The 16,683-nt window shown below is 60.3% G+C and carries 16 protein-coding genes; 4 read left to right on the top strand and 12 right to left on the bottom strand.

The window, feature by feature from the left end; genetic code table 11:
- Positions 1 to 24 precede the first annotated feature (24 nt).
- Complete coding sequence (locus A37O_RS0109790; protein WP_018297329.1) at positions 25 to 1,242, top strand: MFS transporter; 1,218 nt, start codon at positions 25 to 27, stop codon at positions 1,240 to 1,242.
- A gap of 22 nt (positions 1,243 to 1,264) precedes the next feature.
- Complete coding sequence (locus A37O_RS0109785) at positions 1,265 to 2,473, top strand: MFS transporter (protein WP_156802560.1); 1,209 nt, start codon at positions 1,265 to 1,267, stop codon at positions 2,471 to 2,473.
- Here A37O_RS0109785 and lysS read toward each other — a convergent pair.
- Together lysS and A37O_RS0109775 are read right to left on the bottom strand one after the other, a co-directional pair.
- Positions 2,451 to 3,998 carry a lysine--tRNA ligase gene (gene lysS / locus A37O_RS0109780; RefSeq protein WP_018297327.1) on the bottom strand — a complete coding sequence of 516 codons (1,548 nt, stop codon included), beginning with the start codon at positions 3,996 to 3,998 and terminating at the stop codon, positions 2,451 to 2,453. The genes A37O_RS0109785 and lysS overlap by 23 nt on opposite strands.
- A 31-nt stretch (positions 3,999 to 4,029) precedes the next feature.
- The gene (locus A37O_RS0109775) at positions 4,030 to 5,199 is read right to left on the bottom strand and encodes a globin domain-containing protein (RefSeq protein WP_018297326.1); all 1,170 of its coding nucleotides are present in this window, start codon (positions 5,197 to 5,199) and stop codon (positions 4,030 to 4,032) included.
- 285 nt (positions 5,200 to 5,484) lie between these two features.
- Here A37O_RS0109775 and A37O_RS0109770 point away from each other — a divergent pair, with 285 nt between their 5' ends.
- Positions 5,485 to 7,575: a PhoX family protein gene (locus A37O_RS0109770; protein ID WP_018297325.1), complete on the top strand. Its 2,091-nt coding sequence runs from the start codon at positions 5,485 to 5,487 to the stop codon at positions 7,573 to 7,575.
- Positions 7,576 to 7,650: 75 nt separating this feature from the next.
- On the opposite strand, the gene A37O_RS0109765 is transcribed toward A37O_RS0109770, so the two are convergent.
- Positions 7,651 to 8,013, bottom strand: a complete 363-nt coding sequence (locus tag A37O_RS0109765; protein ID WP_026196292.1) for a winged helix-turn-helix transcriptional regulator — start codon at positions 8,011 to 8,013, stop codon at positions 7,651 to 7,653.
- A 108-nt stretch (positions 8,014 to 8,121) separates the two neighbouring features.
- Here A37O_RS0109765 and A37O_RS0109760 point away from each other — a divergent pair, with 108 nt between their 5' ends.
- The gene (locus A37O_RS0109760) at positions 8,122 to 8,748 is read left to right on the top strand and encodes an NAD(P)-dependent oxidoreductase (protein ID WP_018297323.1); all 627 of its coding nucleotides are present in this window, start codon (positions 8,122 to 8,124) and stop codon (positions 8,746 to 8,748) included.
- Positions 8,749 to 8,763: 15 nt separating this feature from the next.
- On the opposite strand, the gene A37O_RS0109755 is transcribed toward A37O_RS0109760, so the two are convergent.
- Genes A37O_RS0109755 through ftsH form a run of 9 tightly spaced genes read right to left on the bottom strand, consistent with a single transcriptional unit; the run spans position 8,764 to position 16,642 of the window.
- Complete coding sequence (locus tag A37O_RS0109755; RefSeq protein WP_018297322.1) at positions 8,764 to 9,564, bottom strand: pantoate--beta-alanine ligase; 801 nt, start codon at positions 9,562 to 9,564, stop codon at positions 8,764 to 8,766.
- Position 9,565: 1 nt separating this feature from the next.
- Complete coding sequence (locus tag A37O_RS0109750; protein ID WP_026196291.1) at positions 9,566 to 10,255, bottom strand: 6PGD fold domain-containing protein; 690 nt, start codon at positions 10,253 to 10,255, stop codon at positions 9,566 to 9,568.
- Entirely contained in the window at positions 10,252 to 11,289 is a 1,038-nt protein-coding gene (locus A37O_RS15920) for a DUF6779 domain-containing protein (protein ID WP_156802559.1), read from the bottom strand. The genes A37O_RS0109750 and A37O_RS15920 overlap by 4 nt, the downstream gene beginning before the upstream one ends.
- Before the next feature lie 10 nt (positions 11,290 to 11,299).
- Complete coding sequence (locus tag A37O_RS0109740) at positions 11,300 to 11,767, bottom strand: DUF3180 domain-containing protein (protein ID WP_018297319.1); 468 nt, start codon at positions 11,765 to 11,767, stop codon at positions 11,300 to 11,302.
- Positions 11,764 to 12,252 (bottom strand): 2-amino-4-hydroxy-6-hydroxymethyldihydropteridine diphosphokinase, encoded by a 489-nt coding sequence (gene folK, locus A37O_RS0109735; protein WP_018297318.1) that lies wholly within the window; start codon positions 12,250 to 12,252, stop codon positions 11,764 to 11,766. Before folK ends, A37O_RS0109740 begins: the two co-directional genes overlap by 4 nt.
- A complete protein-coding gene (folB, locus tag A37O_RS0109730) occupies positions 12,252 to 12,644 on the bottom strand; it encodes a dihydroneopterin aldolase (RefSeq protein WP_018297317.1) in 393 nt (130 codons plus the stop codon). The genes folK and folB overlap by 1 nt, the downstream gene beginning before the upstream one ends.
- Positions 12,645 to 13,499, bottom strand: a complete 855-nt coding sequence (gene folP / locus A37O_RS0109725; protein ID WP_026196290.1) for a dihydropteroate synthase — start codon at positions 13,497 to 13,499, stop codon at positions 12,645 to 12,647.
- A gap of 4 nt (positions 13,500 to 13,503) precedes the next feature.
- Positions 13,504 to 14,118, bottom strand: a complete 615-nt coding sequence (gene folE, locus A37O_RS0109720; protein ID WP_018297315.1) for a GTP cyclohydrolase I FolE — start codon at positions 14,116 to 14,118, stop codon at positions 13,504 to 13,506.
- A complete protein-coding gene (gene ftsH / locus A37O_RS0109715) occupies positions 14,093 to 16,642 on the bottom strand; it encodes an ATP-dependent zinc metalloprotease FtsH (RefSeq protein WP_018297314.1) in 2,550 nt (849 codons plus the stop codon). Before ftsH ends, folE begins: the two co-directional genes overlap by 26 nt.
- Positions 16,643 to 16,683: the final 41 nt, after the last annotated feature.

Genomic DNA, 16,683 nt, shown 5'->3' with positions numbered 1-16,683 from the left:
TGATGGGGGCTACACTTTCACTTCGTGAATAAAAATCGCACTTACACATCGAAAATCCTCTGGGTACTGGCCGGGGCGCAGATCATCGCCGGCCTGGCCCAGGGGGTTTCCTTTTCTATGGGCTCCCTGCTCGCCGCTGAGATTGGTGGCACTGCCTGGGGCGGCGCCGGTGCCACGATTACCACCTTGGGTGGCGCGATCTGGGCCTTGCTTTTAGCGCGTACGGCAATCAAAAGTGGCCGTCGCCCTGCGCTTACCTTGGGCATGACGCTCGCAGTTTTCGGCGCAATCTTGGCCTTCACCGCCGCACACACCGGGGTCCTGGCTGTGCTGTTAGTAGGTTTCTTCCTGCTCGGCGGCGCAACTGCAGTGGGATTGCAAACAAGGTTCGTTGCATCGGATGTGTCGAACGAAGAGAACCGCGGACGCAACCTGTCGCTGATCATGTGGTCGACAACCATCGGTGCCGTGATCGGACCGAACCTGTTCGGAGTCACTGAGGCCATTGGCAGTGCCTTGGGGTTTGCGCAGTACGCGGGTGCATACTTCGTGGTCGCGCTCTTGCAGCTTGTCGCCATTGCGCTGATTCAGGTCGGGCTGCGTCCGGATCCGATGCAAAAACAGGTTCAAAAACAGGAACAAGAGCAAGCAGGAACCAACAAGCAGCATGCGCCGAAGCTGCACGCGCCAACATGGCTAGCCATTGGCATGATTGCGGTGGCACACGCTTCGATGGTGGCCATCATGGCCATGACTCCTGTACATATGACTGGTCATGGCGCCTCGTTGACCATTATCGGCATCACTATCAGTGCTCACGTCGCCGGAATGTATGCACTCTCGCCGGTCTTCGGGGTCCTGGCAGATAAGTGGGGCCGCGTTCCCACCGTGTTACTCGGATTCGCCATGCAGGCGCTTTCGGCCCTGCTCCTGATCGTCTCCCCCACTTCGCAGATCGCGTCGGTGTCTGCTCTGATTCTGTTGGGACTTGGCTGGTCGGCCGCGTTGGTCGGATCTTCGGCACTGCTTGTCGACGTCACGCCGAAAGAACACCGCGCGTTCGCTCAAGGTCGCAGCGACTTCGTCATGTCGCTCGTTGGTGCCGGCGGTGGCGCGCTCGCGGGCCCGGTCGTCAGCGCAGCGGGCATGCCAGCGCTCGCCTCCATCGCACTGGTGTTTCTCATTGCCGCCACCACCGCCGTAATTATTATGAATCGCAGAATTAGGGCTGTTCAGGGGTAGTTTTCCGAGGTACGATTAGGAGGTGAAAACTAAATCAGGATATGCCTTGAGGGTCGTTTCGGTCCTCGCGGTTATCCTCTTCCTCGCGGGCGTCGCACAGTCACAATTTGTGTACTACTTATCGCCGGCCGCGAGCATGCAGGTCCCCGCCGAAATGATGTCTTGGGGATACTGGGGCGTGCTGGTGGCCCCGTTCGGCGGAGCTTTCTGGGCCCTTGCCCTTTCACGCGTGGCGGCCAGATGGGGTCGTCGTAACGCTCTCACTGCGGGCTTAGCGGTCGCCGTAGTTGGAGCACTTGTGCTGGCCTTAGCGTTCTACACGTACTCGTTCCCGCTGCACCTCCTCGGCTTGGTTTTGCTCAGCCCAGCTGCCGCGGTGTGGCTGCAGGCAAGGTTCATTGCCACGGATGTCGCGCCTTCAGACAAACGTGGCCTCCTCCTCGGCCTCGCTATACTCCCCATGACGCTGGGGCTGGTTGTGGGCAGCATCCTTCTCATCCAGATCAGTGAGCCGATCTATCAGGAAGGCAGGATGCTCGGTGTCAGCAGCTCGCTATCCATCGCCATCATCTGCGCCATTGCCCTCGCGCTGAGTCAGGCTGGGCTGCGACCCGATCCGCTTGAGCGCGCAGCCATCCCAGGCAGATACCGCCTGGGAAAACCAGCCTGGGTCGCCATCGGACTCATCGCCGTTGCCCAGGTCCCGTTGCTGCCGGTCTCCTACTTCGCCCTCAATCAAGGCAACATCGAGGGATCGGAGGGATCGGAAGGAACGGCTATCCTCGTCTACGCCTTAGGCGTACCAGTTGCGATGTACACGTTCGCCTGGTTCTTCGGGCTGCTCACCGACCGCTTCCACCGCGAAACCGTCGCGCTTGGAGGTCTTGCGCTTCAGACATCTGCATTGATCCTGGTCGCGCTTGCACCGGCTAACCCTGGCGCTGGCGTCGCCGCAATGCTTCTGGTCGCTTTCGGCTGGTCGGCGGTGTTCGTGGCAGCCTCAACTCTGCTCGTCGATGTATCGGCAGCAGCAGAACTGCCAATTGCGCAGGGACGCGCCGACGCGGCTTTCATTCTCGTCGGCACGTTTACCGCGGCGTGGGTGCCGTGGCTGAGCAACACCACATTCGTGGTGCCCGCCCTCATCCTTGTGGTGCTGGCAGCCGGAGCCACAATCGGGCTCAGGGGCAACATCCATAAGGCAACGCTTAGTTCTGCGCTTCCGGCTTAACCAGCGGGAACAGCACGGTTTCGCGAATACCCAGGCCGGTGAGTGCCATGAGCAGGCGGTCGATGCCCATGCCGCAACCTGCTGAAGGTGGCATGCCCTGCTCCATGGCCTGCAGGAAGTCCTCGTCGAGCACCATGGCTTCGTCGTCGCCGTCGGCGGCTAGGCGTGCCTGGTCCTTGAAGCGCTCGCGCTGGATCACAGGGTCAACGAGCTCGGAGTAGCCGGTGGCCAGCTCGAAGCCGCGCACGTAGAGGTCCCACTTCTCAGTCACACCAGGCTTGGAGCGGTGATCACGGGTCAGAGGCGAGGTCTCTACAGGGAAGTCCTTGACGAACACTGGGCCGTCGAGCTGGTCTTCGCAGAGCAGCTCCCAGATCTCCTCGACGAGCTTGCCGTGGCCCCAGCCCTGTCCCTTAGGAACATCAAGGCCAATGACACCAGCAATACCCATGAGCTCCTCCACGGAAGAGTCCACGGTAACCTCAGGCTGGCCAGGGAACTTCTTCTGCAGTGCCTCGTTGAGCGAGGTGTACATATCCATGACCGGCCACTCGCCGCCAAGGTCGTACTCGGTGCCGTCCGCCAGCGTCACGGTGGTAGAGCCAAAGACTTCCTGTGCCACGAACTGCACGAGCTCGCGCATGGTGCGCGCACCGTCGGTGTAATCGCCCCAGGCCTGGTAGGTCTCCAGCATGGTGAACTCAGGCGAGTGAGAGGAATCCACGCCCTCGTTGCGGAAGTTGCGGTTGACCTCGAAGACGCGGTCGATGCCGCCGACAACGGCGCGCTTGAGGTAGAGCTCCGGCGCGATTCGCAGGTACAGGTCGATGTCCAGCGAGTTCGAGTGCGTCACGAAAGGACGTGCCGCAGCGCCACCGTGCAAGGTCTGCAGCATCGGGGTTTCAATCTCCACGAAATCTTCACCGGTGAGGAACTTGCGCAGAGCCGCCATCACCTTGACGCGGATCATGGCGTTTTTACGTGCGTCTTCGCGCATGATCAGGTCGGTGTAGCGGTGGCGCACGCGCTGCTCTTCGTTCATGTCCGCGAAGGCAACCGGCAGCGGGCGCAGGGCCTTCGAGGCCATCGTCCAGGACTTGGCTTGGACGGAGAGCTCTCCTCGCCTGGAAGCAATAACGCGCCCAGTAATGGAGACGATATCGCCGATATCCGTGTCAGACTTCCAGTTCGCCAGCGCGTCCTCGCCGACCTCAGCCAGCGATAACATGGTCTGCAGCTTGGTGCCGTCACCTTCTTGCAAGGTAGCGAAGCACAGCTTGCCCGTGTTGCGCTGGAAAATGATGCGACCGGTGACCGAGACAATATCCTCGGTCTCCTGGCCCGCCTCCAGCTTGGTTACGCCGTCGCCGAGGCCCTCTTCCACGATCTCGTATTTGTCCCGGATCTCGGCGAGCGAGTGAGTCCGCTCGACCTCGGCTGGGTACGGATCATGGCCGTCTTGGATAAGCTTTTCGCGCTTCGCACGGCGAATCTTCTGCTGCTCTGAAAGGTCCTGATTAGTCACAACTCACCAGGGTAGTCGATGAGTGCGACAACTAATTGATCAACCAATCGTTTGGGCTAAACAGTTCGTAGTACACAGCCTTCGGAGCCTTCTCCGCGGGTAGGTTCTCCAGTCCAGAGCGGATCGCCTGCAGGAACTCGTTGCCGCCGCAGAGGTACACGTCGGAGCCCGCGACATCGAGGGCGGCGACGTCGATAAGCTCGCCGTTGTCACGGTAGGTGGCGGACAGCTGCGCGTTTTCTAGCTTTGCGACGAGTGCCTCTGCGGAATCCTTCTGCGCGAAGCTTGCTTCGGACTCGTCGGCATGGACCAGGGTGACCTTGCGATCAGAATTCTTCTCGGCCAGGTAGCTGAGCATGCCCACCATTGGGGTGGAGCCGATTCCAGACGACACCAGGGTGGCAGGCGCGTTGGAGTCGCGCAGCACCAGGTCGCCGGCGGCCAGCGTTGCCTGAATCGTGTCGCCGACTTCGACGTTTTCGCGCAGGAAGTGGGAAACTTCGCCGTCAGACTGGACCGCGATGGTGTAGTTGGTCTCGTCGGCATCGATGATGGAGTACTGGCGCAGCTGGCGTGCACCGTCGGGCAGAACAACACCAACGGAGGTGTACTGACCTGGCTGCGCCTGGGTGAGCTCGCCGGTCAGGGTGTACTGGGTGACAGTGTCAGACAGGGCGCGCTTGTCGGTGACGATGACATCGCGGAATACATCACCGGGCTCGACCCCTGCGGAGGCGTAGAGCTCTTCCTCGTGCGCGATAAGCACGTCAGCCATGGTCCAGTAAACCTCGGACCAGGCATTAGCTACCTCTTCGGTGACGGCGTCGCCGAGGACTTCAGCGATAGCTTCCAGCAGGTACTTGTGCACGATGGGGTACTGGTCGCGAACGATGCCCAAAGAAACGTGCTTGTGCGCAATGCGGTTGAGCAGGCCGACTGGGTCGGGCGCGTTCTCGTCGACAAGCATCGTTGCAAACGTTGCCACCGAGGCGGCGAGCGCCTTCTGCTGCTCGCCGGACTTTTGATTGCCACGGTTGAAGGTGTCGCGGATGAGCTCGGGGTGCGCTGCGAACATCTTGTTGTAGAACACTGGCGCGATCTCGCCGATCTTCTCGCCTACCAGCGGCAGGGTGGCCTTCACAATTTCGTGGCTTGCCTCGGAGAGGTGCTGCTTGGTGTCCGGCATCGTTTTGACGTGCATGTGGGGTGCGATCCTTTGTCTGAAGTCGATTCCTCTTGGTTACTCCATCGACCGTACCCGCAAAAAATTATTTAATACAGTTTTTGTCGTGTTTATTAATGAGAGAAAAATTACACGGGTTCTATTATTAATTTGAAAGAGATTTTGATAGGTGAATTTATCCACCTAACTTTCACCTAAATATCACTTAAGTGTCCATGCCTAGACATTTGACGCCCATACGCTGTGATCCGTTCAAAACTTTTTAATAAACCCGTCGCTTTTGCGCGTAATTGAGGAGTCATCATGGCACTTAAGGGCCGTAACCTTATTTCCAACCTTTTCCACTCCAACCGTTCTTCCCTGACCTGCACCTACAAGTGCGGCAACGCATGTTTCGGTGAGTGCGGCAACAAGTCTTCCAACGAGTACTTCGGCGACATGTCTCGCCGCACCGCACTGAAAGCTGGCGGCCTGTCCGTCCTGTCCTTCGGTGGCGCATCCATCTTCGCAGCTCAGACCGCGAACGCACAGTCCTCCAGCTCTTCTTTCCCAGGCTCTTCCACTGGTTCGGCTAACAACTCCTCGAGCAAGCACTCCGGCTCCGTGGACGGCATGAAGTTCAAGAGCGTCGAGCCAAACACCAAGGACACGGTCACCGTTCCAGCGGGCTACCAGACCAACGTGCTCATCGCATGGGGCGACCCAGTCGTCCAGGGCGCACCTGAGTTCGACATCAACAACCAGACCGCAGCAAAGCAGGAGCAGCAGTTCGGCTTCAACAACGACTTCGCTGGCCTGATCGAGCACCCATCGGATGCGGGCCGCCTCGTCTACATGTGCTCCCACGAGTACACCACCGAGCCACAGATGCACCCGAACTACGACTCCAACAACCCAACCGAAGAGCAGGTCAACATCGGCCTCGCAGCACACGGTCACACCATCCTCGAGGTGTCCACCGATGCTCGCACCGGCAAGCTGAAGCGCGAATTCGGCCCACTGAACCGCCGCATCACCGCTCAGACCCCATTCAAGCTCGTCGGCCCTGCAGCGGGCACCGATCTGCTGAAGACCAACGCGGACTCCACCGGCGAGACCGTCCTGGGCACCCTGAACAACTGTGCGGGTGGCGTCACCCCTTGGGGCACCATGCTCTCCGGCGAAGAGAACATCGACCAGTACTTCACCAACGCTGACGCACTGACCGGCCGTAACAAGGAGTACGCAGACCGCATCGGCGTCGACGGCTCCGGCCAGTCCCAGCGCGGCTGGGAGCTCTTCCACGATCGCTTTGACCTGGAGAAGGAGCCAAACGAGATCAACCGCTTCGGCTACATCGTCGAGATTGATCCAACCGATCCAACCTCCACCCCGATCAAGCACACCTCCATGGGTCGCTTCAAGCACGAGGCTGGCAACGTCCACGTCACCGCAGACGGCACCGTCGTGTGCTACTCCGGCGATGACGAGCGCTTCGAGTACATCTACAAGTTCATCTCCTCGGAGAAGATCGTCGATGGCGACATGGCGCACAACATGCAGATCCTCGACTACGGCACCCTCTACGTTGCTTCCCTCGAAGGCAACTCCCCACAGGACGAGATCGACGGTGCTGGCACGCTCCCAGAAGACGGCGCTTTCGACGGCACCGGCATCTGGCACCCACTGCTCACCGTCACCCGCGAGGGCACAGAGTCCCACATCGACGGCTTCACCGCTGAAGAGGTTGCTGTCTACACCCGCCTCGCAGCTGACACCGTGGGCGCAACCAAGATGGACCGCCCTGAAGACTTCCAGGCCAACCCAGTTGACGGCAAGGTCTACGTTGCCCTGACCAACAACTCCTACCGTGGCGCTACCGGTACAAACGCATCCAAGAACGAGGAGGATCCACGCGAGTGGGCTCCGATCAAGGAGAACAAGAACGGCCTGGTCATGGAAATCGACGATGTCCACGCCGGCACCACCTTCGGCTGGAACATCTTCCTGATCTGTGGCGACCCAGATCAGGCATACTCCTACTTCGCTGGCTACGACAAGTCCAAGGTCTCCCCAATCTCCTGCCCAGACAACCTGGCGTTCGATTCCTACGGCAACCTGTGGATCTCCACCGACGGCAACGCACTGGACACCCACGACGGCCTCTACGCGGTGACCACCACTGGCCCGAACCGTGGCGAGCTGAAGTGCTTCCTCACCGTCCCAACCGACGCTGAGACCTGTGGCCCAATCGTCGACGACCGTCGCGTGATGGTCAACGTGCAGCACCCAGGCGAGGGCGACGAGTCCACCGTGGAGAACCCATCCTCCCACTGGCCTGACGGCGGCAACTCCAAGCCACGTCCTGCAGTAGCAGTTGCATGGAAGGCTAACGGCGGCAACATCGGCATGTAGTTTGCCACCGCTTCGCTAGATTTCGCTTGACGACGAAAGCCTGCGCTGGAACTTTTTCCAGCGCAGGCTTTTTCGCTATTTCTGGCGCGTTTCGTACACCTGGGACATGTGACCGACGGTCCAATCAATCAGTCCTTGGACTGCGGGCAGAGCGGAGCGCCCCAGGTCGGTGAGTTCATATTCCACCCGCGGCGGGACCTCCTGGAACTGCGCACGGGTAACCAGACCGTCGGCGACCATGTCACCGAGGCGCTGCGCCAGCATCTTCTGGGAGATGCCGTCCACGGCCTCTTCCAGCTCCCCGAAGCGCAGTGCACCATCCGCCAACGAGGCCAGGATCAAAATGGCCCATTTATCACCGATCGAATTCAACAGGCCACGGCTCGCGCAATTTCTACTGAAGGGGTTCCACCCTAGAACGGATTCTTCCTCGGCCATGGCAATCACTGTACCCCATTGAAATTTTATACTTTACTTTAGTAAGTATCCAGCATAGGGTGGGTTCTTGTCAGATGTAAAGCAGATTCAAGAAACCAAGGAGAATGTATGTCCCGCATCAGCATCATCGGAGTCAACGGCATGTTCGGCAGCGCAATGGCGAAGGAAGCCGTCAGCCGCGGCCACGAAGTAGTAGGAACCAGTCGCTCTGGCTCTTCAGAGGCCCCTATTGACGGTGTTGAGTACCGCACGCTTGAGCTCACTGACACGGAAGCAGTGAAGGCTCTGACAGATGACAGCGATGTCACGATTATCTCCGTCGCTGGCGGACGCGAGACCGGCGATTACAGCCCCGTAATCAAGGCCCACAAGGACCTCATCGAGGCAGCACCAGCGTCACGCCTCTTCGTCGTCGGCGGCGCCGGCGGCTTGGAAACCGAGGACGGCACTCTCCTGATTGACACCGGCGCAATCCCCGAGGAGTACGGCGCCGAGCCACGCGCGTTCATCGAGGTGCTGCGCGCCTACCAGGCGTCGCCCGACAACATCGACTGGGTTCTGCTCGCACCATCACCCGACATCGCCCCAGGCGAGAAGGCCAACTCCTACGTTCTCCAGGATGACCTCATTGCGGGTCCTTTCGTCACCACCGGCACTTTCGCGGTGGCAGCACTCGACGAGATTGAGAACCCAGCGCACCGTCGCGCGCGCTTCACTGTCGCCGACGGTGAGTAATTAGGTGAGTAAAAACTAGCTGTCGGCTTCGATATTCTTGAAGCCGATGCCCACGGGCACACCGACGTTGTCCACCAGGTGCACTCCCCCGAAGTCGACGCCCACGAGCAGGCGGGCATCGCCGAACTCGGGCGCAGGGCCAAAGTCTAAGTTGCGCAGTTCCAGGTAGGTCGCCTCCACTCCGCCCGCCTCGAGTACACCGCGGGCGGTTTCCAGGATCTTCACCGGGCCAAGTTCTGCCGCGTGCGCACCTGCCGTCAGCGCGGCCGCCACAACAACCGCCTTGTCGCGGTGTTCCTCGGGCACCTCGGAGTTACGGTTCGAAATGGCCAGGCCGTCCGGCATCCGCACGGTCGGCACACTGTGTAGTTGGACGTTGAGCTGTAGCCCGGAGACGGCATGTTGCAGTGCTACGAGCGCCTCGAAATCCTTCTCGCCCAACACCACATCGGTCGCACCCGATGCGATGGTGGCGGCCAAGACGCGCGCCACGTAATCGTCGATAAGCGATGGCTCCTCTAAGTGATCCAGCGAGGTGCGCACTGCCACCCCGTGCGTCGGAAGTTCGCCGTGGAAGACCACGTCGACCTGCTCCTTTGCGAAGTCCTCGGGGACCTCCTCGCCCGAGAAGGTCACCATTGTGATCGCGCCGGTAATCGAGCGCGCTGCCCGGATCATCGAGATATGTCCCGCGTGCACCGCCTCGCCGAGCGGCACCAACACCACGCGCTTGCTGGTCTTGCGGAAGGCGCGGCCGTAGGTTTTGAACATTTCTGGGTCGGTCACCACGGTGGCTTGGCCGGTTTCGAAACTCATGTCACTCCTTGTAGTTGAGCTGCGAAATCGCCCACAGCTCGAGATTATGGTCGTCGCGCACTTCCGCGTTGCGGCGCACGACGGAGGCGAAGAGGTTCGCCCTTCCAGGATCGCTTATCGACGAATGCTGCCGCGCCAATTCCTCAACGTCGGGCATAAACGGTTCCTCGGGCGCAGCGGGAATCAACTCTTCGGCAACATCGGGACTGTCTAATACTTCCACGAGCATCTGCTGGGCGTCGTTGTGCATGGAGTTGGCCAGCTGCGCATAGGTCAGGGCCGTCTTCAGACTGAGACGCTGCTTATCGCTCACCGAAATAGCGCGCCCACCCATCTCGCCGACGAGCAACTCGATGATAGTTTCGCCGAGCTCGTCGGCCGCGGTGGTGGCCCACACATGGTCGGTGAGTTGGTGCGCGGCGGCGACGACAGCGCCCGTGGTCTCGATGGGATCGAGCACCTGGATCCCATAATCGAGGGCCGTATGAACATAGATCTGGCCGTGGCGGGCAAAAGGCGCGGTCTCCTCCACGGCTACTTCGAGCTCCTCGCCTTCTGCTCCGAAGACGATCAGGTCATATTCGGAGGCGGCCTGAGGCTCGATGAAGCTGACGGTGTGCCCTGCCTCGCGCAGGTAGTGGCTGATACTCGGTGCGCCGATGAGCCCCACATTGAGACGGGGAGCGCTCACTCCTTGTCCGCCGCCTTCATCCGCGCCATCAGCTCGGCGACGGAAACTCCGCTTTCATTCTCGTCGCTACGACGACGGCGACGACCTGCTTCTTCCTGCTCGTGAGCAGGTTCGCGGTCCTCGGCGCGGCGACGGCCGCGGTAAGAAACGGTCTCGTCCTTCTTCGCGTCGGCCTTCTTCTCTTCTGGTTTCTTCTCCTCTGGCTTCTTTTCCTCTGGCTTCTTTTCCTCGGCCTTCACCACCGGGAACTCCTCCCGGTGCGGTGCCTCAGTGGAAGCTTCTTGCGCAGGAGCATCCTTCTTAGGAGCATCCTTTCCAGCGACGTCTTTCTTAGCGGCTTCGTTCTTCGCTGCCTCGTTCTTGCGCTCGCTGATCAGCTGCGACAATGGGTTCGACTCGCGGTTCTTTGGCTCCTCGTAGCCGCCAACCCGACCTGCCACGGCTTCCGCCGATGGCGCTTTCGACTTGTGTGGCTGTGGCTTCGGCACCTCGGACTCGAGTGGTTCCACAGGTTCCGGTTCGACGATCGGGGTTTCCGCAGTGCTTGGGTACGTACTTGCAGCAGAATTCGTGGAAGTCTGTATCTCCATGATGCGACGTGCCTCGGCGCGCAAGGCAGCCGGCTCATAACCAAACTCTCGGCCCGACAGTTCCTCCAGCTTCGCACGAACTAGGGCGAGCTCCTCGCGGATCTCCTTAAGCAATTCCGCATCCGCGGTGGAAAGACCGTCCTGATTCTGAGACAGCTCGAGTGCTTTGCGATCTTTTTCCGCCGACGCTTCCACAGCCTTTAACTCAGCGTCATGTGCCTGCTGCGCAGCCTGAAGTTGAATCTCGGCCTCGTTCTTTTCCTTCCGCGAACGATACACCAGGAAGAAGCCCACGGCCGCAGCCCACAGAGCTGCGATGAGAGCGATCTTCAACCATGCACCGGAATCAGTGAACAACATAATGATGGTTGCAAGAACCGCCAAACCTACCAGGGCATACAGACCGATCTGCCCACGGTCTGGAGTGCGATTTTGCTCAGTCATAGATTCCACCTTATCCAACTGGTTCACCATCAGCGGGTGGCGACACCTCGCACGCCCGCTCCAAAATTACTCCGCTGACACACAGTGCTACACCACCCAAGGCGCTGGCAAGCACACCGGGAAAATCATCCTGCGCCGCGATTAGCGTTCCTAAATTAGGAACAATATATGTCCCAATCCCAATGTATGCACCTCCAACGATCGCTCCCGTCCACGCGCTGGCCTTCCCAATCAGCATAAAATTGGTCACCATCATGGGATTGAGCTGCGAACGATCCAGCCCGATGAGCCCATCCTCACGCCGCTTTTTCACCATATAAGCCAAGAAGAGACAGACCGCGGCGACAACCCACAAGGTCACCGACACGACCGGCGAGATCGCCCCAAAGCGACCGTAGAATCCCCAGGTCAAAATGGCCAGCGCGGCGGCGGCAAAAACACCGGCGCCGACAAGGCCTGAGATGGGGGTTCTTTTCATCGTTCTTGGAGCCTTATCTGCTCGATTTCCTGCTGGTCAATGCCTGCAAGGCACTCGGTGATGCTGGTCCCCCGCAGAGTCGCCTCGGGGTCGGCGTCGAGCCACGGCACCAACACAAAGGCGCGCTCGTGCGCCCTGGGGTGTGGGAGAGTCAGTTCGGGATCCTCGCTGACGATTTCGGCGCCGGAATCGTCGTGAAGCGAAACGATGTCAACGTCGAGTGTGCGCGGCCCCCACCGCACCTCGCGAACGCGATTCGCGGCCTCTTCGAGGCCCTGGCAGCGGCGCAGCAATGCGAGCGGTGCTTGGTCGACGTCGACGATGAGGATCTGATTGAGGAAATCGCCCTGTTCGATTCCTCCCCATGGCGGGGTGGAATAGACCCCGGACGCGCTGACAATTTCGTCGGCGAACTCGTGGGTGACGCTCTCGAGATGTGTCCAGGAATCCTCGAGGTTGGAGCCGATGGATAGCACTGCGCGCATTAGGCATTCCTCATGATCGCGGGGCCGGACTTGCGGGAGCGACGCGCCACAACTGAGACATCATCGAAGGTCAGCGGGATCGGGGCGTGTGGCTTGTGCAGCGTGACCTCCACGGAATGCAGCTGCTTGTACCTGCCAATCGCGGTATCGGCGATCTCGGAGGCCACGGTCTCGATCAACTTGCGGGGTGTGCCGGCGGCGATATCGAAGGCGAGCTGTGCCAGCTCTGCGTAATTAATCGTCTTCGATAGATCATCGGTTTCTGCTGCTTCGGCGAAATCCACCCAGCAGGTGATGTCGATGGTAAATGTCTGCCCGTGCTCGGTTTCGTGGTCGAGGACACCGTGGTGGGCATACACCTGCAGGCCTTTGAGCTCAATGCGATCAGCCATCTAAGAAAAATCCTTCCCCTTCTTCCATGCCGCTGCCACATCCACCGCGTCGCGGGAGACGGCAACCTCGTGCACGCGCACTCCCCACGCACCGATCTGTGCGCTGAGAGCTGTGACCGCGGCCGTCGCCGCATCCGCGTCGATCGGCCCATGGTCGAGACCGCGCGCCGCCCTGATCTCGGTGAGGAAACGCTTCCGTGAAGCACCCACCAGAATCGGGAACTCACCAGCCACGAACTCCGGCAGCGCCTGGAGCAGCGCCCAATTATCGGCTGCGCTCTTGGCAAAACCAAGGCCGGGATCCAGCACGATCTGATCGTGTTCGACACCCGCGTCCAGCGCATTATCCACCAGCCGGTTCAGCGTGGCGTGCACATCGTCGACCACGTCGCCGCCGTGGTCCGCCACACCTGCTGCGTCGCCGAATTGCACCGTGCGCCAGTGCATCAGACACACGGGAATCGCGGCGTCGGCCATGACTTTGTACATGTTCTCGTCGGCAAGCCCACCCGAGACGTCATTGATCATGTCCACCCCGGCCTCGGCTGCGGCCTGCGCTGTGGTGGCGCGCATGGTATCCACACTGGTGCGGATGCCCGCCTGCGAGAGTTCCTTGATCAAGGTCGCCGCGCGCTCGGCCTCCAGCTCGGGGACCACGCGCGTGGCGCCAGGGCGTGTCGATTCCGCCCCGACATCGATCATGTCAGCGCCCAACGCGATGAGCTCATGGGCGTGCGCGACCGCGGCATCGAGCTCAACCCACTTCCCTCCGTCGGAAAACGAGTCCGTGGTGACGTTGACAATCCCCATCACCATCGTGCGGTCTGGTTGCGTTAAGTCGCTGACTTTTACCATCAATCTACCCTCTGATCAGGCTCAATACTTCGGCGCGCGAGGCCGCGCTGGTCTTGAAACCACCGCGCACCGCACTCGTCGTCGTAATCGCGCCCGGCTTGCGAATGCCGCGCATGGCCATGCAGAGGTGCTCGCACTCGATGACGACAATCACCGATTGAGCACCAAGCTTATCGACGAGGGCATCTGCGATTTGTGAGGTCAGGCGCTCTTGGACCTGCGGGCGCTTCGCATACAAATCCGCCAAGCGAGCCAGCTTGGACAGTCCCGTCACCTTGCCGTCTTTGCCCGGGATGTAGCCGATGTGGGCCTTACCGAAAAATGGCACCAGGTGGTGTTCGCACATGGAGTAGATAGGGATGTCGTGCACGAGCACGAGCTCCTGGTGATCTTCCGCGAACGTCTTTTCCAGCACGCTCGTGGGGTCTTCGTAGAGGCCGGCAAAAGTCTCTTGGTAGGAACGAGCCACGCGCGCAGGGGTCTCCTGAAGGCCCTCGCGATCAGGGTCCTCGCCTACCGCGATGAGCAGTTCGCGCACCGCTGCCTGGGCGCGTTCGAAATCGAAGTTTCGCGTTTCTGGATTAGTTTCTGGATTAGTCACGGAAGGATCCATCACCATCGTCCTTCCTGTGGTTCGCGGTTGAATCTGAATTGTCTGAATCTGAGTTACCGGTTTCTGAGTTGCCGGTTTCTTTCACCCGGGGCATCTGCGTGGTCGCATCCTCGGCGGGGCTCGCGTTATCGGGGCGCTCGTTTTCAGGCAAGCGGAATCCGATCAACTCCTCCGGCTCCTTTGTCTGTTCCGGTTCAGCAGAGTCTTGAGTCTTATCTGCCTTAGCGTCTTTAGCGTCGACCGGAGGCGCTGCCTGCGGGGCCTTGCCATAAGGATTCTTCGCCGTGGCATCGCCCCACCCGTAATTCGATACACCCGGGTGCTGAGGTGATTGCTGCTGTGGCTCAGCGGACTCCTGCGCGTCGTTCTTCTTTTGGCCCGGCCACGCGCCACCTGGCACCTGCCAGCCCTTCGGAGGAGTGGAATCCCCGTAATAAGGAGTGGTGCCTACAGTCGTGGTGCCCACTGGTGCGGGATCCTGCTCCTTTGGAGGCTTGATCTTCTCCTGCTTTGCCTTGGCTTCGCGCTCTTCGCGTTCCTTCTGGCGCTGTGCACGTACCTGCTGCGACGCCTCGAGAAGCGAGAACTTCTTGGGTGGTTCCTCGCCGCGTTCTTCTGCGAGTTCCACCGGAGTCTTCACCGGTTCGCGGTCGTCCTGGCGTGGGAAACGGAAATCCACGATGTCAAGACCAGAGTCTTCCTGCCTCATGTCGCCGAAGATGGCTTCCAGGTCAGGTCGTCGTAAAGTTTCTTTTTCCAGCAACTTCTCGGCGAGCTTATCCAGGTAATCGCGGTTGGACCGCAGGATTTCGTAGGAACGCTTGTGGGCTGCATCGAGAAGGTCGTGGACCTCTTTGTCAATCGTTTCTGCGATGTGCGGGGAGTAATCCAGCGATCCCCCACCGCCGCGGCCGGAGAACGGATCGCCCTGCTCGGAACCGTATTTCACGGTACCCAGCTTGGCGCTCATGCCGTACTCAGTCACCATCGCACGGGCAATCTTCGTGGCCTGCTCGATATCAGCGGATGCACCAGTGGTGGGCTCGCCGAAGACGAGTTCCTCGGCGGCACGTCCGCCCATGGCGAAGACCAGGCGAGCGTAGAGCTCGTCGCGGTTGTACATACCCTTGTCGTCTTCTTGGGCGGTCATGGCGTGCCCGCCGGTACGACCGCGCGCCAAAATGGTCACCTTGTAGACGCGATCAATGTCTTTCAGCGCCCACGCCGAGAGAGTGTGTCCGCCCTCGTGGTACGCGGTGACCTTCTTCTCCTTCTCGGAGATGATCTTGCTGGAGCGTCGCGGACCACCGATCACGCGGTCGGTTGCTTCCTCAAGTGCATCGGCGGTAATGACGTTGCCACCAATGCGGGCGGTCAGCAGTGCTGCCTCGTTGAGCACGTTGGCCAGGTCCGCACCGCTCATGCCCGCGGTGCGCTTCGCCAGCGAATCCAGGTCAGCGTCGGGGCCCAAAGGCTTGCCCTCTGCGTGGACCTTGAGGATTTGTTCGCGACCCTTCAGGTCAGGGTTGGTCACAGGAATCTGGCGGTCGAAGCGGCCTGGGCGCAGCAGCGCTGGGTCGAGGATGTCGGGACGGTTGGTTGCCGCAATCAGGATGACACCCTCGCGGTCGCCGAAGCCGTCCATTTCCACGAGCAGCTGGTTTAGGGTCTGCTCGCGCTCGTCGTGGCCGCCGCCGGTTCCCGAGCCGCGCTGACGTCCAACGGCGTCGATCTCATCGATGAAGATGATGCACGGAGAGTTCTCGCGGGCCTGCTTGAACAGGTCACGCACACGGGAGGCGCCGACACCGACGAACATCTCCACGAAGTCCGAGCCCGAGATGGAGTAGAAAGGCACCCCGGCTTCACCCGCAACTGCGCGTGCCAGCAGCGTCTTACCGGTTCCCGGAGGGCCGTAGAGCAAGACACCGCGAGGAATCTTCGCGCCGAGCTTTTCGTAGACGGAAGGGTCCTGGAGGAAGTCCTTGATCTCGTGGAGCTCGTCGACGGCTTCGTCGGCGCCTGCGACATCGGCGAAAGTGTTCGTCGGCATGTCCTTGGTCAGCTCTTTGGCCTTGGATCCGCCGATGCCGAACATTCCGCCGCCGGCTTGCATGCGATACATGAAGTAGAACAGCAGGCCGAAGATCAAGATCATCGGCAGCATGAAGGACAACATCGACATCAGGAACGAGTCCTGGGTGACGTTCGTTGTGTACTCTTCCGTGTCGCTAGCCTGGACGGCATCGAAAATCTGTGGCGCCGTCCGAGCCGGGTACTGCGTCATGATCTCTTGGACACCCTCGCGTTCGTCGACGGTGATGGGCTCCTTGAGCTCCAAGCGCAAGCGCTGCTCACGGTCGTCGATCTGCGCGGTGGCAACGTTGTTGTCCTGCAGCTGCTGAACCGCAACCGAGGTATCCACGCGCTGGAAGCTGCGTGTTTCATCGCCAAAAAGGGTAAAGAGGTACAAGACGATCAGCACTACTGCTGCAATGGCTCCGTACCGCAGAACTCTGTTGTTTTTCATTTACTACTTTCACTTAACGTGAGTGGTTCTCCCAAGGACTG

The organism is Corynebacterium lubricantis DSM 45231, from assembly GCF_000379425.1.
Taxonomy (GTDB): Bacteria; Actinomycetota; Actinomycetes; order Mycobacteriales; family Mycobacteriaceae; genus Corynebacterium; species Corynebacterium lubricantis.
This window is presented reverse-complemented; position numbering and strand designations above follow the sequence as displayed.

What these genes read in the sequence shown, in the direction of transcription:
- A37O_RS0109775 (WP_018297326.1), bottom strand. Translation starts at nt 5,199, where the DNA reads ATGCACGTCAAAACGATGCCGGACACCAAGCAGCACCTCTCCGAGGCA.
- folP (WP_026196290.1), bottom strand. Translation starts at nt 13,499, where the DNA reads ATGGTAAAAGTCAGCGACTTAACGCAACCAGACCGCACGATGGTGATG.
- A37O_RS0109765 (WP_026196292.1), bottom strand. Translation starts at nt 8,013, where the DNA reads ATGGCCGAGGAAGAATCCGTTCTAGGGTGGAACCCCTTCAGTAGAAAT.
- A37O_RS0109760 (WP_018297323.1), top strand. Translation starts at nt 8,122, where the DNA reads ATGTCCCGCATCAGCATCATCGGAGTCAACGGCATGTTCGGCAGCGCA.
- A37O_RS15920 (WP_156802559.1), bottom strand. Translation starts at nt 11,289, where the DNA reads ATGACTGAGCAAAATCGCACTCCAGACCGTGGGCAGATCGGTCTGTAT.
- A37O_RS0109770 (WP_018297325.1), top strand. Translation starts at nt 5,485, where the DNA reads ATGGCACTTAAGGGCCGTAACCTTATTTCCAACCTTTTCCACTCCAAC.
- folK (WP_018297318.1), bottom strand. Translation starts at nt 12,252, where the DNA reads ATGCGCGCAGTGCTATCCATCGGCTCCAACCTCGAGGATTCCTGGACA.
- folE (WP_018297315.1), bottom strand. Translation starts at nt 14,118, where the DNA reads ATGGTGATGGATCCTTCCGTGACTAATCCAGAAACTAATCCAGAAACG.
- folB (WP_018297317.1), bottom strand. Translation starts at nt 12,644, where the DNA reads ATGGCTGATCGCATTGAGCTCAAAGGCCTGCAGGTGTATGCCCACCAC.
- ftsH (WP_018297314.1), bottom strand. Translation starts at nt 16,642, where the DNA reads ATGAAAAACAACAGAGTTCTGCGGTACGGAGCCATTGCAGCAGTAGTG.
- A37O_RS0109740 (WP_018297319.1), bottom strand. Translation starts at nt 11,767, where the DNA reads ATGAAAAGAACCCCCATCTCAGGCCTTGTCGGCGCCGGTGTTTTTGCC.
- A37O_RS0109755 (WP_018297322.1), bottom strand. Translation starts at nt 9,564, where the DNA reads ATGAGTTTCGAAACCGGCCAAGCCACCGTGGTGACCGACCCAGAAATG.